This is a genomic window from Pseudomonas sp. DSP3-2-3, assembly GCF_049898225.1.
Lineage (GTDB): Bacteria > Pseudomonadota > Gammaproteobacteria > Pseudomonadales > Pseudomonadaceae > Aquipseudomonas.
Map to the genome: position 1 here is coordinate 1 of NZ_JAFCXH010000001.1, position 17,850 is coordinate 17,850.

The following is a 17,850-nucleotide window of genomic DNA, read 5'->3' on the forward strand; positions in this document are numbered from 1 at the left end:
TCCAACTACGACTCGTTGATCGGCAAGCTGATCACCTGGGGCGCAACGCGCGACGAAGCCATGGCCCGCATGCGCAATGCCCTGGACGAAATCGTGGTCGACGGGATCAAGACCAACATTGCGCTGCATCGAGACTTGGTTCGTGATGAGGGCTTCTGTGAAGGTGGTGTGAACATTCACTACTTGGAGCAAAAGTTGGCAAATCAGGATTGAAATCGATGACCGGGGCTAGTCCGATGATTATGGCTTGCCCCGACCGTATCCATGTCCCAATGACGGTATGTGAAGCCGTCTACTCTAAGCCCCACAAATAGTGCTCAAAGGCCATCATTTGCAGTCATGCTTCACCCACGCTGTTTTCCATCAGTTGGTTAGTCGCCGACATGATGATTTCGATCACCCGCTGTTTCTGCTGCAAAGATTTATTGCCGGTGGCAAATACGACTCCGCTACGCAACGGACCTTTCTCTGCTCTTTGGTTTGATCTGGGCCGCCGAGATAGGCATTGGCACCCATCGCAGCTAAATGACATGAGTGGATGCTGGCCCAGCGCGATCTCGTGGCTGCCTATGAGCGTCACGGGCTCTTTCGGGATTGTATGTTTTTGCGGTTATCACACCGGAAACAGCACCGGCCGGCTAAGGGCAGTTTGTGTTCCAGCGCAAGGTGATTGTTTGTGTATCAACGTGCAAAACTGCTGGGATGACGAGCTTCAAACCGTTATAGTTTTGCGGTGCCCTGCCCTTTAATATTCGATTAAATTATAACTAAACTAAATATGCCTTAAGTTGAGCTATTTAGTAGGTTTAGTCGGTAGCATTCGAGGCGCTCTTCAGTTTCAAGTCGCAAATCAAATTAAAATCACTATACAAGCAACGCACTGTTGAACTTGGTGGTTCATCTTATCGGCTAAGGTGACACGCTCGCGCCTGTAAGGCCGTTGGTCGCTAATGCACGCTGCTTTTGCCATTTAGTCCACACTTTAATGTGCGACTCTAATAAGGAGGCGTACAACAATGAGTATCACCTCACTGAGCGCAGTTACAGCAGCTCTGCTAACCGCAGCCTGCCTGACAGCGCTTGCAGACCCACCGAGAAAACACAACGGGACCAGCACCGTTAGCGAGACTACTTCCCGACCGTCCTCGACATACTCAGCGCCTGCCAGCTACTACGACAAGGCAAACGACCACGTCCAGGCAATCGGAAGAAGCGGTTCACATTCGATGCATCCTAATGCGCCTGTAGCAGCAGAGCAGTTTGTTGACGATGAAGTAGAGGCATCCAGAAACATCGGCGATGGTTACCCGAATACCCCCGGGAGTAATTGACATTATCGCCTGAGTGATCGAAGTCCGCAGCCATCAACTGCCGCTGTCTGGACGCTGGCACGTCCAGCAAGGTTCCCATTGCCAGGCCCTGCCGGCTTCGACCACTCGCAACACTTCGCGGGCACTTTCGACTGCCCTCTTCTTTACTAATTCGAGGCGTGCGCACAGGGATCATACCGTTCGCATACAGATGGCTCTTCGTAGTCGCGAACCCACTCTGGCAAGATTCAACTAGACTTTAAACAGAGCCAAAATGACTCTCCCGGAGGGTCAAGTGAACACCCGCTGTTTTCTTGTTGCGATGCTGTTAGCCATAAGCACATCGCTGTTCGCAGCCGACGCCGTCGTGCTGATACCTCCCAATCCTCTCGGGATCTGGCTGATCACCTTTGGTGTTGCGTTTCTGATCGCCGAAGCGGCAGTGCCCAACTACGGCGTGATCGGGCTGGGCGGGATAGTGATGTTTGTCGTAGGCGCGATCATTCTGAACAACACCGAGGTCCCCGCGCCCTTGATCGTAGGTCTGGGGCTGATCAGCGCGCTGTTGCTGGCCTTCCTGCTGGTCCGTGCGTTGAAAACCCGGCCGCGCCAAATTGTCAGTGGCGATGCCGGACTGCTGGGCAGCGTAACCCGGATTACCCGGTTGCAAGCCGACGATGCCTACAGCGGTTGGGTGCTTCTGCAAGGTGAGCATTGGCAGGTGCTGAGCGCTACGCCACTGCAAACGGGGCAGCGTGTCCAGGTAACGGCGCGCAAAGGACTATTGCTGGAAGTGACCGCCGCTGAATTGGCGCTGGAGGGAGACTGATCATGGGCCTGCAACTGGGTTTTGTCGCGCTGCTCCTGCTGGCGATTGTGCTGGCCGCAGGGGCCTTTCGCATCCTGCGCGAATACGAGCGTGGCGTGGTGTTCCAGCTCGGGCGGTTCTGGCAGGTCAAGGGGCCCGGTTTGATCCTGTTGATCCCGGTGGTCCAGCAGATGGTCCGGGTTGATTTGCGCACGGTGGTGCTGGATATCCCTGCGCAAGACGTCATCACCCGGGATAACGTCTCGGTCAAGGTTAATGCCGTGCTGTACTTTCGCGTCCTGGATCCTCAGAAAGCCATCATCCAGGTCGAAGACTTTCTCATGGCCACCAGTCAACTGGCCCAGACCACACTGCGCGCGGTGCTGGGTAAACATGAACTCGATGAATTACTGGCTGAACGGGAACGCCTGAACTTCGACATTCAGCAAGTTTTGGATGCTCAGACTGACGCGTGGGGTATCAAGGTCGCGAATGTTGAGATCAAACACGTCGATCTCAACGAATCGATGATCCGCGCCATTGCCAGACAGGCCGAAGCCGAACGAGAGCGCCGGGCCAAGGTCATTCACGCTGAAGGCGAATTGCAGGCTTCGGAAAAACTCATGCAAGCTGCGGAAATGCTCGGCCGGCAACCCGGCGCCATGCAACTGCGGTATATGCAAACCCTCAGCTCGATTGCCGGGGACAAGAGTTCGACCATCGTCTTTCCGTTGCCTATCGAATTGCTCAAGGGAATGGCGGACCTGTCATCCGGAGAGTGATGCATTGACGGGCATTTCCCGCCGCAGCAATAGTGCGACGGGGCTTGCACGGCCAACTAACCACTCACTCAAGATCTTTACTGTCCAGCGCGAACCTTGGCGATTTCGTCGTACATCATTTTCACCAGGCTGCTATCAAGCCCTTCGGAGAACGCCTTGATAACTGGCTGCACACGCTCACGAAAACGGTCTTTCTCTTCAGGAGAAATGTCATTCACCGTGACGCGCTTCTCCAGATTGCCGCGCGCTTTTTCCATGCTCTGCGCAGTGACATCGCGCTGGAACACCTGGGCCTCTTGCGCAGCATCTTTTATTATTTTCTTTTCATCATCATTCAAACGATCCCAGGTTTTCTTACCAATGATGAACGACTGCGGATTGAATATGTGGCCAGTCACCGACAGATATTTTTGAACCTCGTAGAGCTTGCTGCCTTCGATCACCGTAAACGGGTTTTCCTGGCCATCAATGGTGTCCTGCTCCAGACCGGTATACACCTCCGGGAAAGCCATCGCCACAGGGTTGGCGCCCAGCGCGGAGAACGTTGCGAGATAGATCGGCGACTGAATGACGCGCAGCTTCAGGCCTTTCATGTCTTCCAGTTTGTTAATGGGGCCTTTGTTGTTGGTGATGTTGCGAAAACCAAGATCCCAGTAACCCAGGCTGATCAGCCCCTTGCTGTCCAGTTGCGCGGCCAGTTTCTGACCTACTGGGCCATCGATCACGGCGTGAGCTTCTTCGACATTGTTGAACAGGAATGGGAAGTCCAGCATCGCAAAGTCCTTGGCCTGGGCAGCCAGGATGCCGGAGTTAAGCACGGTCAGGTCCAGCGTGCCGCCCTGCAATGCGGAAACGGTTTGCACATCGCCGCCCAGGGTGCCACCCGGGAAAAGCTTCACTTTGATCTTGCCGCCGCTTTTCTCGGCCAGCAGGTCGGCAAACTTCTTGGCGCCCTGCCCCTGCGGGTGCTCTTGAACGTTCTGGAACGCAAAGCGCAGGGTTCTCTCTCGAATCTCCGCTGCGTGGCTGGCCATGCTGCCCAGCAACAGGCTTGTTGCGCAGGCTCCGGCCAGCAGGGTTTTAATGATTGTTTGCATGTCACTCTCCATATTGTTTTTAGAAGTCGAGTTACTGGGATGCTCACCGACATCAACCGGTGAAAAACTTCAACGGTACGAGAACCAGCGAAGGAAACAGCACAAGCAGAAACAACACTACGAATTGGGCGAGCATGAATGGCCAGACGCCACGGATGATCTCATCCATGCTTATCTTGGAAACTCCGCACACCACATTGAGCACCGTGCCGACGGGGGGCGTGATCAAGCCAATGGCGCAGTTGATCAAAAACAGTACGCCGAAATAAACCGGATCAATGCCTGCCATGACCACCGCCGGCATCAATACAGGCGTCAGCAGCAGGATGGTTGGGGTCATGTCCATCGCCGTGCCGACCAGAATCACCAGCAGCATGATGACCATCAACAACATGGTCGGGTTATCCATGAAGGGTTCAAGTACCCCCGCCAGTTGATCCGGCAATTCGGCGATGGTCACCAGCCACGACGAGACCATGGCCGCCGCGACCAGAAACATGACCACCGATGTGGTCTTTGCTGAAGCCAGAATCAGGTCATACAGTTGGTTGATCTTCAACTCCCGGTAGATCACCAGCGACACGAAAAGGGCATAAACCGCTGCAACCACGGCCGCCTCAGTGGGGGTAAAGATGCCGAACTTCAGGCCGAAAACGATGATCAGCGGCAAGCCCAGCGCCCAGCTGCCTTCGACCAACGCCCGCATGATCTGGGCCAGGCTTTGTTTGGCAGGCGGTGCGATGTTCTCGCGGCGGGAAACAAACCACCAGGCCACTGCGAGCGCGACGCCAAGCATGAGCCCCGGCACGATTCCCGCCAGGAACAACTTGGAGATCGATACGCCGGACGCGACACCGAAAACGATGAACCCGATGCTTGGCGGAATTACCGGCGCAATGATCCCGCCCGCAGCGATGAGACCAGCCGAATGCGCGCGGTTATGCCCGGCCTGGACCATCATCGGCACCAACAGCGCGGCGAGCGCGGCCGCATCGGCCACCGCCGAGCCTGACAAGGACGCCAGAAGACACGAGGCAATGATTGCCACATAGCCCAAACCGCCGCGCTTGTGGCCGACTAACGCCATGGCGATGTTGACGATGCGTTTGGACAGGCCGCCGGCATTCATAATCTCGCCTGCGAGCATGAAGAACGGCACCGCCATCAACGGGAAACTGTCGGCCCCGTTGAGCAGGTTCTGCGCAATGATCTGCGCATCGAACAGGTCCAGTTGCAGCATCAGCGCGACACTGACCAGCAACAAGGCAAAGGCGATCGGGATACCCAAGGCCATGGTGGCGATCAGCGAACCGAGGAAAATGGCCAGGGTCATGGGTGCGTTCTCTTGGTGGTGGACTGCTGTTTCTGGATAGCGTCGATCTCCTCCGCTGCGTCGCTGTCTCTGACCATCACCAGCTCGTCATCCCCCAGCTTGCCGCTTACCACCAGGTACAACTCATAGATGAGGATTGCGCCGGCGCTGGCGCCAAACACCAGGCCTGCGGCATAGAACAGCGCCATGGACAAACCCGATGCGGGCGCCACCACTTCCAGGTTAATGACCGCCTGCTGCCAGCTACCGCTGAACACCAGCCAGCAGATGTAAAGCATCAAGACATGACCGATCACCAGGCAAATGCGCTTGCCGCGCGGTGGCAAGCGCCTGACCAGACTGTCCAGGCCCATATGCGCCCGATCTTTGAGCGCTACCAGCGAGCCAAGAAAAATCATCCAGACAAAAAACCAGCGCGACAGCTCTTCAGAGACGCTGATCCCGGAATTGAACGCATAACGCAGTACCACGTTGCCGAAGACCAGCACGATCATCGCGACCATGCACAGCACAATCAGCGACTTCAGAAGTTTGAAATACAGCCCAACAATTCTTGTCATTGTTACCTCGAAACTGCCTCGAAACCGACACGCTTGACGCGACTTTGCAAAGGCAAACGGGTTTGGCTCCCGTGGCTGCGCCGCGCGTAATACTGGCTGAACCAGCCTTTATGCCTGGGTTAAGAAAAGTCCGCGGGCGAACGGCGACATGACGAGACATGCTGCGTGGTTGGGAGGTGAGCACAAGGGGAGGTAAAAGCGAGCAATGCCTGCTGCATGGGAAGGCCTCTATTATTTTTTATTGTTGTCCTGGCGATGATGACCAAGGTATGTCGCTAAAAATGTACTAACCGGTTAATTCGGTCAACATCCAAATAGGTATTTGATGTCGGGAGCTCATAAAGCGTGCGATTAACGATCACTTTTCCGTGGAAATGGCGATGATTTTGTCCTGTAGCCAAGGCTGATGGTTTTCAGGATCAGTGTGAAGCAGCAGCTTTAATTAAAGCTTTGCCCTTTGCGGTCGACGACTACCCATTGAAGAATGGTTTTTATAACCTTGCGAAGGAGCAGCGGCATGCGGATGTTTAAGGCTTTGTATGAGTCCATCGAGATGCAATTTTTCGATTCACTCACCAAAAAGCTCTCAAGCCTTTTCCTGCTTGTCGTGGTCAGTGGGCTGTTGTACTGGGTTGCCTTGAGGATTCAGGCCGACATCCTCCAGCAGCTGCGCAACTCAAAACTGGATGCGAGCGTACTGGCCCAGATCGAAGGCAGCCTGGACGCACTCAGCGGCGCGATTCTGCTCAGCACTGTGTTCACGCTGTGCATGATCAGCTTCCTGGTCTGGTATTTTCGTCACCTGATCGTGCGCCCGGTCACGCATATGACCAAGGTCCTTGAAGAAATTGCCAGCGGTAGCGGCGACTTGTCCAAAGATTTACCGCTGCTGACCCATGATGAGATCCGCGGGCTGGCAAGTACCTGCAACCGCTTTCTGGGCAAACAACGGGAAATCATCAGTACGATCCAGGCCTTGACTGTGCAAATTGCTGTCGAGTCGGCGCGCTCCCTGAAAAACATCAGCGACTCCAGCGACAGCGCAACCCATCAGGCCCGTTTCGCCAAGGAAGTGATGGACCAAAGCAACATGGCGGTGGGCAATATCCAGGAGGTTTCGCAACAGACCCAGGGGATATCCAGTACGACTGCGCAGAACCTGAGCATGGCCCGCAACTCCTATGCCGAACTGCTGGAAGTCACCGGCAACATCAGTGAAATCTCCAACAACCTCAACGAATTCAGCACCCTTGTCTCCGCATTGAACCATCGTTCGTCGAGCATCAAATCCATCGTAGGCCTGATTCAGAAGATTTCCTCGCAAACCAATCTGCTGGCACTCAACGCTGCGATCGAAGCGGCACGTGCAGGTGAAAGCGGGCGCGGTTTCGCTGTAGTGGCTGATGAAGTGCGCACGCTGGCGCAGAACGTCAGCAAGGCCACTGACGATATCTCGCACAACATCGATGCCATGCTGCTGGAAGTCGGCTCCACCCATGAGCAAACGGCCCACATCAGCCATAGCGCCCGGGAAACCCGCAAGGTCGTCGAACGCGCCTCTGGCCATTTCGAGAGCATGATCGGCGACTTTGAGTCAACCAACGGCAAGCTCGCCGACATTGCCGAACACATTCAGCAGTTTGCCGAGAGCAATACCGGAATCAACGAGCGCGTCACCCAGATCTACGCCGACAGTCAGTCCATTGATCAGCGCATGGTGCTTTCAGCCACGGCGACCCGCGACCTGTTAGGTGTTGCCGAACGGGTGCAGACGCTGCTGGGCAAGTTTGTCCTCGGCCATGGCGCGCTGGACGCAGCGATTACCCGCGCGAGCGAATGCCGCGACATCCTTCAGCAGCGCCTGGCGGTACTGCACCGCGAAGGGCTCAATCTGTTCGACCAGAGCTATAAGCTGATTCCCAACACGGATCCCAAGCAGTACATGACCAGCTACACCGAACGCTTCGCGCAGGCGTGTCAGGAAGAATGCGACAAGCTGACCAAGGGCACAAAAGGTGGCAAGGTTTCGTTCATTGTCGACAACAAGGGCTATTGCCCGGTCAACAACAGCTGGGTTTCGAAACCGCCAACCGGCGACCGCACTGTCGACCTGCCCGTCTGCCGTAACAAGCGAATGTTCAGCGACCCGATCGGCTTGCGGGCAGCGAGTAATGTCCAGCGTTTCCTGCTCCAGACTTACCTGCGCGACACCGGGGAAATCATGACCGAAATCGACGTGCCATTGTTCTTTGACGGCCGCCATTGGGGCAATCTGCGCATGGGTTTTGATGCGGCGGTATTGTTGGCAGAATAAAGCGCGCAAGGAGCAGCCCTCGATGAATACATTCAACGTTCGCAAGCTGGAAAGTACTGACGTCGAGGCGTTGCTGGCATTTGAAGTCCGTAACCGTGACTGGTTCGAATCGCATATCGATGCCCGTGCGCCTGCTTTTTATTCATTGCAGGGTGTCGCCGATCATATTGCGGGTTATCTGGCCGATTTTGTTATCGGGAGCTGGCACCCGTTTATTATCGAAGATTGCAGTGTGCAAATAGTTGGTCGGGCAAATCTGAAAAACATCAACGCTCCAATCGGTTGCGCAGAGGTCGGCTATCGGATTGATCAACGCCTTTGCGGACAAGGGCTGGCAACACTGGCGCTGAAACATCTGATCGAAGAGGCGCAGACGCGCTGGAGGCTTACGCAACTTATTGCCAAGGTCTACGAAGGTAACGTCGGCTCCAGGAAAGTACTCACTCGGTGCGGATTTATCCTTGATCCTTCATCCGAAAAAAACCAGCCGGAGGACGAATACCGACTCGTCCTATCGAGCTAGGCAGGAGATTTCGCCGTATTGTTGGCACGACACTGTCGCCCGGCAAAGACCGAACATGTGGGACCGGATTTATCCGGGAAGAGGCCGGTTCATTCACTGCATTTCGTCGTCAGAAATGCCGCCTTCCCGGATAAATCCGGTCCCACTGGTTCCTCATAGGTCAGATACTTCTGCGGTGTTTGATGAGAGCCCACTTGTTGGCGAGGCGCTGTTTCCGGTATTCCGGCTTGCGAACAAGTTCGCACCTACATGTTTCACGTTACCGGCCTCAATCGCCGACGTGCGTCACCAGATGATCATGCATCGCCTGTTCGGCACCATTGGCATCGCCTTGTTTGATGAACTTGAGAATCTCCTCATGTTCAGCGATGGTCAGTTCTCGCGCCTTGGCTCTCAGCATTTCCTGACGATAATCAGCCATCCATTCAAGAATGGCGCGAGAGATTGCCGCATAAATAGGGTTGCCTGAAATACGGGCGATTTCGCCGTGGAACTCCATGTCGATGGTAATGAAGTCCGGGCTGTCCTGGAACTTGTGCATGTTCGCGACAATGGCTTCCAGGCGCGCGATATCCGCCGGCGTGGCCTTCTGTGCAGCAATTTTGACCAGGCCGGTCTCGAAAAATGTCCGTGCCTGACGAAGATGGTCGACATTGGATGCCGAGCTTGACAGCAGATGACGTGCCGCGAGGTCAATCTGACCGATCATTGAGTGCATGTCGACCTGGCCGACTTTGGCCCGCTCGCCATGCTGGATAGTGATCATGCCCATGCCCGCCAGACGCTGCATTGCTTCGCGAACGACCGGGCGCCCTACCCCGAATGTCTCCATGAGTTCTCGCTCGGCGGGCATTTGGTCGCCAGGCTGAAGATTTTCTTCCTCGATCAGGCTAAGCAGCTGTTCAAAGACCACATCGGAGAGCTTCTTGCGTTGGATCAGGCGCTTTTTAATCTCAGGCATTGCGAAAAGTAGCTCCAGGCAAAGGCATTACGGTAGACACGACGGCCACCATTATAAGCCAGCCTTGAGCACAGCATTGCAGTCAATCACCACCCGGTCCCGTACGACTTGTCATCGGGCCGAGTGGTGTTGCACCTGACTGACTGGATCAAGCCGCGTCAGCTTTGACCTTGCGCACGGCATCAATTTTCAGCATGCGCGCGATAATTAGGTCCAGTTCTTCCTCATCAAAAATGGTTTTCCAGTCCGGTTTGATGATCTTTTCGCGACCGTAGTCGATGGCAATCATGCAGGCATCGGAAAACGGATTGGTACTGCGAAATGCGACCGCCAGGGCAATCTGGATATGTCCGTAAAGCATGGCTTTGGCAGCGGACTCGGGGACGCCAATACGGTTGATCGTTTCATCCAGCGCTTCTTTCATGAAGGTGCCGACCATGCAGGCGACTGTCTCCACCAGTGTGGGCTCAAGATACGCCAGTTGTTTTACCGTAACCCAATGCACGACACCCACTGGCCCGTACATGACCGCGATGATATTGGCCAATTCCGAACGCTGTTTGTCGTTGCCGGTTTCGAACGCTGCGCAAACATCCTGCACGGCGGCATTTCCCCCGAAGGCGTCGGCATGTTCTTCTTTGGTGGTGCGTTCCAGAAATACCGAAGGATGGCAGGGATGCGCCACGGCTTGATGAATGTTTTCCCGTTGGGCCAACAAGCCGGCATAAGAAGCGGCGGGATCAAGGGTCAGCAAGATTGCGCCACTTTTCATTTGTGGCACGATCTGCGCGGAGACGGCCTCAAGGGCGATATCCGGAACAGCAAGTATCACCACGTCGGCTTGTGGCACTACTTGATTGGTGACGGAAAGTTCGCGTCCTGCCGCCACGATTTGCTCTTGCGCTCGGGGAGAGTTCTCGCAATAGGTCACGCTGTAATGACTGGTTTGCAGATTGGCGGAAATACGCATGCCCATCTTGCCACCAGCGCCAACAATGGCAATTTTTTTGAGTTCGTATGTCATGGGGTCACTCCTCACTCTGTTTTGTATTTAGATAGTTCAGGTTGTGTCGAGTCCATTGATCTTCGAGCGCGCAGGTAGTCGCCGCATCCTGCTCCCAGGGAAGCCAGTGCTCGATGATCTGATTGATGTGTCGTTCGTTCGGGCGAACCCTGGCTTTCATGTAGTCGTAGTCCAGCAATCCCTCGCCCATCGGGCAGCCGGCAAAGGTGAAGCCGACCCAACCGTCGCGCCGGGAAAAACTGAAATCCTTTACGTGCAGGTTCAGCACCCGATTGGCCGTCATGTCGATGACATCGGTCGGGTGCTCAAGCGCCGCAACGCAGTTACCAGGGTCAAGACAAATACCCAGCCACGGGCTGTCAACGCGTTCGACCGCGTCGAGAATGGTGCGGGTCGGAACCTGTTCGTAGGTTTCCAGGGCAAGCTTGACGTTCTGCTCGACAAACGCTGGCATGATCGCCTCCAGCAGAGCGCAAGCCTGATCAGGCGTCGGCTTGCTGGTATTGCTGTTGAACATGCTGCGTAGCAGACGAACATCGAGAATCGCTGCGTATTCAAGGTATTTGCGCAGATGGGACGTTTCCAGTCCGCGTGTGCCCAATTCCAGTGTCAGGCCAAGTTCGTCGGCTTGCTGCTTCAGGTCACGAAGTTGCGTGACCGAAAAAGCTTCCAGCCCTTTGTAGTCGCAGATCTGGAAAACACTCGCGCCCAGCGCTGCGGTTTGTTGCAGCATCGCGGGCAGATCGAGTGGATTGGGCACGCGCTCGCTGGCGCGCCAGAAGAACGAATAGGTGCTCAGGCCGATTGCCATTGGGCGCCCTCCTCTATCAATACTCGACGGGACTGTGCCAATGACCGCGCTTCACCGAGGATCGAGGCAAAGGCATCGGGTTGATGGGCAAAGCGGCCGAGGAACAAGCCATCGACGTGAGCCCCGAGCTGCGTCAGCAGGCCTGGCCCGGCGCTGCCGCCATAAATCACTCGGGTATTTTGCAGGCCGGTATCGATGCAGTGCTGACGCATCGCCGCGCAAACCGCGCCGATGTAGTGCGGCGATGCGGGTTGTGCCGCACCAATCGCCCACTGCGGTTCGTAAGCAACAATCAAATCACCCGCCAGACCTGCGCCTTGAGCTACGGCCAAAGCCGCAGTCAGCTGTTGCGCACAGAGTCTGGCCGCCTCGGCAGGCGCACATTGCTGGTCTTCGCCGATGCACAACACCGGGGTCAAGCCATTGCGCCAGGCTGCGGCCGTTTTGTCGGCAATCTGCTGGTCGGTTTCGGCAAAGTATCGGCGACGCTCGGCATGGCCGATTTCCACCACGTTGCAGCCCATTTCCTTGAGTACTTTGGGGCTGACTTCTCCGGTATAGGCGCCCTCGTCTGCCCAAAACAGATTCTGCGCGCCGACCCGTGCCAGGCCTTCAAAGATTTCCAGCGCTGGAGCCAGCATCGGAAAGCTGGGGATCACAAACACCTGGACCGCGCCATTGCGGACGCTCGGCTCATGCTCCAACTGCGCAGCGATGGATCGGCACCATTGCAGGGTGTGCTGGTAACCGAAATACATCTTCAGGCTGACGCCCAGCGTGACGATGGGCGTGTTCATCGGGCGCTGACTCGCTCGTATTCGTTCAACGTCTGCACTTTTTGCGCAGAGGCCGAGCCCTCGTCGAAGCGGTAGGTCAGCCACTCTTTGAGCAAGCGGCGCGCAAGTTCCAGACCGATGACGCGTTGGCCGAAGGTCAGCACCTGAGCGTTATTGCTCAAAATGGCGCGTTCGACGGAAAAACTGTCGTGGGCGGTCACTGCGCGGATGCCGTGCACCTTGTTCGCGGCAATGGCGACACCCAGGCCCGTGCCGCAGATCAACAGCGCCCGGTCAGCATCGCCAGCGGCGACCATCTCTGCAGCGGCGATGGCCACCAATGGATAGGACGTATGGCTTTGGCTGTCGACGCCCACATCCTTGATCAATTCCACCAGCGGATTGCTGAGCAAATCACGCTTGAGTGCTTCTTTGTACTCAAAGCCGGCGTCGTCACAACCGATCACGATTCGTAGTTTGTCACTCATGGACTGTCTCCTTGATGCGGCTGGAAGCGGCAGGCGCGCCAGCCAGCATTGCTGGCTTGATCGCATTGATAATCAGGGAAAGGGAAAACGCGCCAGCGTCGACGGTGCCCAGGCTTTTTTCTGCCAGCGGGCGGGCGCGACCGATCCTGGGTCGCAGTTGCGCGGTAGCTGCGGCGGCTTGCTCGGCGACCACGGCTGCGATGCTCCAGGCCTCAGGTAGCTCCAGGCCCAGCGCAGCAGAATCCACCAGCGATTGAGAGAACGGCACGAGCACGTCGACCAGGGTTTTGTCGCCAACCCGGGCTTTACCGAAATGCATGATGCCTTCGCTGGCCTTGCGGATTCCTTCGGCGACCGATGTCGCATCCGGGCTGCGCACATCGCCCAGGGAATTCCCCAATGCCGTCAGTGCAACGCCCCAGATCGCTCCGGACGTCCCGCCCGCCTTGTCCGCCCAGGCATCGGCGGCAAAACGCAGGACAGTCCCAGCTCCAGCGCCCAGTTCCAGGACTTCGTGGGCCTTGGCAACCGCTGCGCTGACACCGCGCTGCATGCCGATGCCATGGTCGCCATCACCGGCGACGGCATCGATACGGCCTAATTCGTCGACGTGGGTCAAGACCGTGTGCTTTGCGATTTCCAGCACTTGCACCACGCAGCGTGCCGAACGCTTGGACCTGGCACTGGCCTGAGGAATGATCTGCTGCTCGATGGGCTGCAAGTCGAGTTCATTCAATGCTTCGGCGATTTGCAGACTGCCCTTGCGATAAGCCGGAGTTGAGGTGGGGGCGCGCCAGAAGCGTTCCAGCTCTTCATCAAGCCAGCACAGGGTCAGTGAAACCCCGGCCATGTCGAAACTTGTGACCAGTTCGCCCACTTCGGGCTCGATCACCTTCAGGCCGACGTTGGCCAGCAATTGCGCCACACGCCGGTAAACCACGAACAGTTCTTCGTATTTGACGCTGCCCAACCCATTGAGGATGACCGCGACTCGCTGGCCTTGAGGTTGAGTAATACCGACAGGCAATTCCTTGAGCAACGAACCGACCAGCAATTCCGCCAGTTCATCAGCCGTTGGCACCGGGCCCTCATCGATACCCGGCTCGCCATGAATGCCCATGCCCAACGCCATCTTGCCGATGGGCACTTCAAATAGCGGATGTTCCGCGCCCGGCAAGGTGCAGCCGGAAAAAGCCACGCCCAGCGAGCGGGTTCTCTCGTTGGCATGCCGGGCGATGCGCACCACGTCGCTGAACTCATAACCCGCTTCTGACGCTGCACTGGCCGCCTTGAAAACCACCAGATCGCCGGCGATGCCGCGTCTCTTGTGGATCTCATCAACCGCCGCGCTGGAAATATCGTCGGTGACCGCGATGACTTCGCAAGGAATGCCTTCGGCGTTGAGACGATCCTTGGCCAGGCCAAAATGCAGGACATCTCCCGCATAGTTGCCATAGCCGAGTAACACCCCGCCGCCACGCTGAGCAAGTTTGGCGACGCCGTAGATTTGCTGCGCCGAAGGCGATGCGAAAAGATTGCCCATCACTGCGGCGTGAGCCAGGCCTTGCCCGACCAGCCCGGCGAACGCCGGATAGTGGCCTGAGCCGCCACCAATGACGACGGCCACGCAGCCTTCCGTGCTGCGAGTATTGCGCACCACGCCTCCAGGGACCTGGCGCACCATGCTCGAGTGGGCGGCGACAAACCCTTCGACAAGCTCGCCCGCAAACGCAGAAGGCTGATTGAATAAACGAGTCATTGGTTGTCTCCTTATTGCTGCGCGGGACGTGCAGGCGTCAGCCCATCGACCGATAAGCGACGCTTGCTGCCCAGGGCAACCATCAGCACCGCAGACATGAGCATCAAGCCGCCGACCACGAACATCGGCACGGTGTAACTGCCGGTCGATTCCTTGAGCGCTCCGGTGATAAAGCCAGCCGAGAACCCGGCAACGTTGCCCACGGTATTGATCAACGCCACTGCGGCGGCGGCCGATGCGCCGGTCAGAAACTGGGTAGGCAGTGTCCAGAAGTTAGGCAGCGCCGCAAAGATCGAGCAGGCAGTGATGGTTACGACAGCCACCGTGGCAGTTGGCGAACCCATCGCCAGTGCCAGGGGAATGCTGACGGCACCGGTCAACGCTGGCAGCGCGATGTGCCAGGTGCGGCAACCGCGACGTGTTGCATCCCGGGACCAGAGGTACAGGACGACGGCCGCAGGCAGATAAGGAATCGCGGTGATCAGGCCTTTCTGCAGCACAGTAAAGGTGGTGCCGAACTGAGCCTGGAAGCCGCCGATGATGGTCGGCAGAAAGAATGCGAGTGCATACAGCCCGTAGATAAAGCCGAAGTAGATGAAACACAGCACCCACACCCGACCATTGAGCATGGCGCGGCCGACGCTGAGATGACTGGATTTGGCTTGGGTCTGTTGCTGTTCCGCTTCCAGTTCAGCCACCAGCCAATTCTTCTCTTCAGCGTTTAACCACTTGGCTTCGGAAGGACGGTCAACCAGGTAGAACCAGGCAATGAAACCGACCAGAATCGCTGGCAACGAGACCCCAAGGAACATCACTCGCCAGCCCGCCAGGCCGAACAAACCGTCGTGGCCGATCAACCAGGCCGCCAGCGGCGCGCCGATCACCACGGTCAGTGGCTGCGCAAGATAGAACAGCGCCAGAATCTTGCTGCGATAGCGTGAAGGCACCCACAGACTCAAGAACAGAATCGCGCCCGGAAAGAAACCTGCCTCGGCAATCCCCAGCAGGAAGCGCAGCGTGTACAGCCCTTCCAGACTGCTGACCCAAGTGAACAACAGCGACACGACCCCCCAGGACACCATGATCCGGGCAAGCCACTTGCGCGCGCCGAACTTGTGCAACGCCAGGTTACTCGGCACTTCGAGCAGGATGTAACCGATAAAAAAGATCCCGGATGCCAGGCCGAACTGGGCAATGGTCAACCCCAGATCCTGGGTCATGCCGTTGGGGCCAGCGAAGGAAATTGCGGTGCGGTCGAGGAAGTTAATGAAGAACATCAAAGCAACAAACGGAACCAGTCGCAGTGAGATTTTGCGGATAGCTGATTTCTCGATACTGGGAGATGCGGAGACCGTGGGCATGTCATTTCTCCGGCTCATCTACGGCCTGTCGCAAGCGCGGTTCAAGGCTTATGTGATGAGATGATTTCTTATTATGGACGCTATAAGGCAGCCTCCAAACCTGGGTCAGCACCGAACGATGCGATCTGACCTGGCTGAATTTTTAGCATGGGTTTTTTCATTTGTATACTGGGATGATGGTATGACGACTGGACAATCTTGAGCGATTTGAACGTGGAAACGCTACAACCCGCGAGCTTGAGCCTTCGCGAGGGTCATTGACCTTTCATCCAGAAATGATTTTTCTGTTGGTTATTCGGCCGGCGCTTCCACGGTTGTAAATTTCGCCCTGATGAAAAACCAAACTGAGTACACCCCAAACTTCATGTCCGGGGGCAACCGCCAGGCGCCAGACGTATTGTCTGAACCGACGTCTTCCCGGCTAAAGCCGGTCCCACTGTGGGACCGGCTTTAGCCGGGAAGACGGCATTCCAGTAGATGCAAATGCATCGGCTGTACGTGCAGATCCGTTGAAGGCTTGCCCGCGAAGGCGATTTTTCCGGTTCGAAAATCGATTGAAAGTACAAGCCTCGTTCTAACTCGGTGCGTTCAAAGCCGCACGTCGAAGCAACAACCGTGGGGCACCCGGCTGTGCAGCGTCACGCTCCAGCCTTGATGAGCGCAAATGCGTTGCACCAGGGAAAGCCCCAGCCCCAGGCCTTCTCCGCGTTGTTCATCGCCGCGTACGAACGGCTGGAACATTGCCTGCTGTTTTTCTTCCGGAATGCCAATACCGCTGTCCTGAACGCTAAAGCCGTGCGGATCCAGTGTCAGGCAAATGAACCCCTCGTCCGTGTAGTGCCAGGCATTGCGCAGCAGATTGCTCATGACCGAATGCAGCAACGTGGCGTTGTACAGGTCGGGCAGAGCTTCGCCAGGCTCGTAGCGCAGAACCAGGCCTTTTTCTTCAATGGGTTTGCGCCACATATCCACCAGCTCATCGGCGGTCGCTTTCAGGGTCGAGCGCGGCCCCCGCCCGCTGTTATCGCTCTCGATCCGCGCCAATAACAGAAAGGTTTCCACCAACTGACGCATGCCTTCGCTGGCGCGAGCAATGCGGGTTACCTGAGCGTGTGAACGCGGGTCCAGATTGGGGTTTTCCAGCAGCAGCTCGCAGGAGCTGGCCAGCACCATCAACGGCGTGCGCAATTCATGGCTGACATCGCTGGTGAACAGCTTTTCGCGCCCCAGCGCGGCGCGCAGTCGCCCCAGAGTCTCATCAAAGGAAACGGCCAGCTCGCCGACCTCGTCTTTGGCGTATTCGGGTGCCAGGGACGGCGCCAGCTCCAGTATCTGATCCCGATGGCGCACCTGGCCAGCCAGCTTGGCGACAGGCGCCATGACGCGTTGTGCCAGCAGGCGCCCGAGCAGTAATGCCAGCAAAACGCTGAGCACAAAGCCCACGAGCACCACACCGAATAGAATGCGTTCGCGTTTCACGCTGCTGCGCTGGTCTCGCAACAAGACATAGCTGCGCCCGTCGACCGAGTCGACCATGGCGTAATAGGATTTTTTCCCCCGCACGAAGGTGTGGAAGCCTGGCGTCAGCTGTTTGAGGTCATCGGTCATGGCCAGATCACCTGCCCCGCCTTCAACGTAGAACCGCGAAAGCTTGTCCGGGCGATGGCTCCAATTGGCGGCATCCTCCATGACCAACAGGCGATGCAGGTCGCCGCCGAGAGATAACACGGTGAGTTTTTTCTCGACAAAATGAACGGTTACCACGATGCCAGCGGCGAAGACGATAGCCACCAGCGTACTCATCAGCGTGAACACGATCACGATCCGCTGCTTGAGACTGTGTTTGATATCCATGAAATTTCCGATGAATGCATGACGCTTGAGCCAAAACCAGGCGCGCATTATCAGAGGGGGAATGTCGTTATTTCGTCAACGCATGAATT

The 17,850-nt window shown here is 56.7% G+C and carries 15 protein-coding genes and 1 pseudogene; 5 read left to right on the top strand and 11 right to left on the bottom strand.

Annotated features, from left to right (window positions below):
• The 3 genes and pseudogenes from ACP7E4_RS00005 to ACP7E4_RS00015 form a co-directional block, all read left to right on the top strand.
• Positions 1-213, top strand: a pseudogene (locus ACP7E4_RS00005) (acetyl-CoA carboxylase biotin carboxylase subunit); the annotation flags it as partial.
• Between the two features lie 1,392 nt (positions 214-1,605).
• Positions 1,606-2,139: an NfeD family protein gene (locus tag ACP7E4_RS00010; RefSeq protein ID WP_426110483.1), complete on the top strand. Its 534-nt coding sequence runs from the start codon at positions 1,606-1,608 to the stop codon at positions 2,137-2,139.
• Between the two features lie 2 nt (positions 2,140-2,141).
• On the top strand, positions 2,142-2,900 hold the full coding sequence (locus ACP7E4_RS00015) for a slipin family protein (RefSeq protein WP_426110485.1): 759 nt from the start codon (positions 2,142-2,144) through the stop codon (positions 2,898-2,900).
• A gap of 77 nt (positions 2,901-2,977) precedes the next feature.
• Here ACP7E4_RS00015 and ACP7E4_RS00020 read toward each other — a convergent pair whose 3' ends face one another.
• Genes ACP7E4_RS00020 through ACP7E4_RS00030 form a run of 3 tightly spaced genes read right to left on the bottom strand, consistent with a single transcriptional unit; the run spans position 2,978 to position 5,890 of the window.
• Positions 2,978-3,997, bottom strand: coding sequence for a TRAP transporter substrate-binding protein (locus tag ACP7E4_RS00020; RefSeq protein WP_426110487.1), 1,020 nt, complete (start codon positions 3,995-3,997; stop codon positions 2,978-2,980).
• A gap of 52 nt (positions 3,998-4,049) precedes the next feature.
• Positions 4,050-5,330: a TRAP transporter large permease subunit gene (locus tag ACP7E4_RS00025; RefSeq protein WP_426110489.1), complete on the bottom strand. Its 1,281-nt coding sequence runs from the start codon at positions 5,328-5,330 to the stop codon at positions 4,050-4,052.
• Complete coding sequence (locus ACP7E4_RS00030) at positions 5,327-5,890, bottom strand: TRAP transporter small permease (protein WP_426110491.1); 564 nt, start codon at positions 5,888-5,890, stop codon at positions 5,327-5,329. Before ACP7E4_RS00030 ends, ACP7E4_RS00025 begins: the two co-directional genes overlap by 4 nt.
• A 517-nt stretch (positions 5,891-6,407) precedes the next feature.
• Between ACP7E4_RS00030 and ACP7E4_RS00035 the strand changes: the two genes are divergently transcribed.
• Both ACP7E4_RS00035 and ACP7E4_RS00040 read left to right on the top strand, forming a co-directional pair.
• Positions 6,408-8,204, top strand: a complete 1,797-nt coding sequence (locus ACP7E4_RS00035) for a methyl-accepting chemotaxis protein (protein WP_426110493.1) — start codon at positions 6,408-6,410, stop codon at positions 8,202-8,204.
• 22 nt (positions 8,205-8,226) lie between these two features.
• A complete protein-coding gene (locus ACP7E4_RS00040; protein WP_426110495.1) occupies positions 8,227-8,727 on the top strand; it encodes a GNAT family N-acetyltransferase in 501 nt (166 codons plus the stop codon).
• A 268-nt stretch (positions 8,728-8,995) separates the two neighbouring features.
• On the opposite strand, the gene nanR is transcribed toward ACP7E4_RS00040, so the two are convergent.
• From nanR to ACP7E4_RS00080, 8 genes are all read right to left on the bottom strand, one after another.
• A complete protein-coding gene (gene nanR / locus ACP7E4_RS00045) occupies positions 8,996-9,688 on the bottom strand; it encodes a transcriptional regulator NanR (RefSeq protein ID WP_426110497.1) in 693 nt (230 codons plus the stop codon).
• A gap of 148 nt (positions 9,689-9,836) precedes the next feature.
• Positions 9,837-10,712 carry a phosphogluconate dehydrogenase C-terminal domain-containing protein gene (locus ACP7E4_RS00050; protein WP_426110499.1) on the bottom strand — a complete coding sequence of 292 codons (876 nt, stop codon included), beginning with the start codon at positions 10,710-10,712 and terminating at the stop codon, positions 9,837-9,839.
• Between the two features lie 4 nt (positions 10,713-10,716).
• Positions 10,717-11,523 carry a sugar phosphate isomerase/epimerase family protein gene (locus ACP7E4_RS00055; protein ID WP_426110501.1) on the bottom strand — a complete coding sequence of 269 codons (807 nt, stop codon included), beginning with the start codon at positions 11,521-11,523 and terminating at the stop codon, positions 10,717-10,719.
• On the bottom strand, positions 11,508-12,320 hold the full coding sequence (locus ACP7E4_RS00060; protein WP_426110503.1) for a triose-phosphate isomerase family protein: 813 nt from the start codon (positions 12,318-12,320) through the stop codon (positions 11,508-11,510). The genes ACP7E4_RS00055 and ACP7E4_RS00060 overlap by 16 nt, the downstream gene beginning before the upstream one ends.
• The gene (locus ACP7E4_RS00065; protein WP_426110505.1) at positions 12,317-12,787 is read right to left on the bottom strand and encodes a ribose-5-phosphate isomerase; all 471 of its coding nucleotides are present in this window, start codon (positions 12,785-12,787) and stop codon (positions 12,317-12,319) included. Before ACP7E4_RS00065 ends, ACP7E4_RS00060 begins: the two co-directional genes overlap by 4 nt.
• On the bottom strand, positions 12,780-14,546 hold the full coding sequence (locus ACP7E4_RS00070; RefSeq protein ID WP_426110507.1) for a dihydroxyacetone kinase family protein: 1,767 nt from the start codon (positions 14,544-14,546) through the stop codon (positions 12,780-12,782). The genes ACP7E4_RS00065 and ACP7E4_RS00070 overlap by 8 nt, the downstream gene beginning before the upstream one ends.
• Positions 14,547-14,557: 11 nt before the next feature.
• Entirely contained in the window at positions 14,558-15,907 is a 1,350-nt protein-coding gene (locus tag ACP7E4_RS00075) for an MFS transporter (protein ID WP_426110509.1), read from the bottom strand.
• A gap of 588 nt (positions 15,908-16,495) precedes the next feature.
• Positions 16,496-17,761, bottom strand: a complete 1,266-nt coding sequence (locus ACP7E4_RS00080) for a sensor histidine kinase (RefSeq protein WP_426110511.1) — start codon at positions 17,759-17,761, stop codon at positions 16,496-16,498.
• Positions 17,762-17,850: the final 89 nt, after the last annotated feature.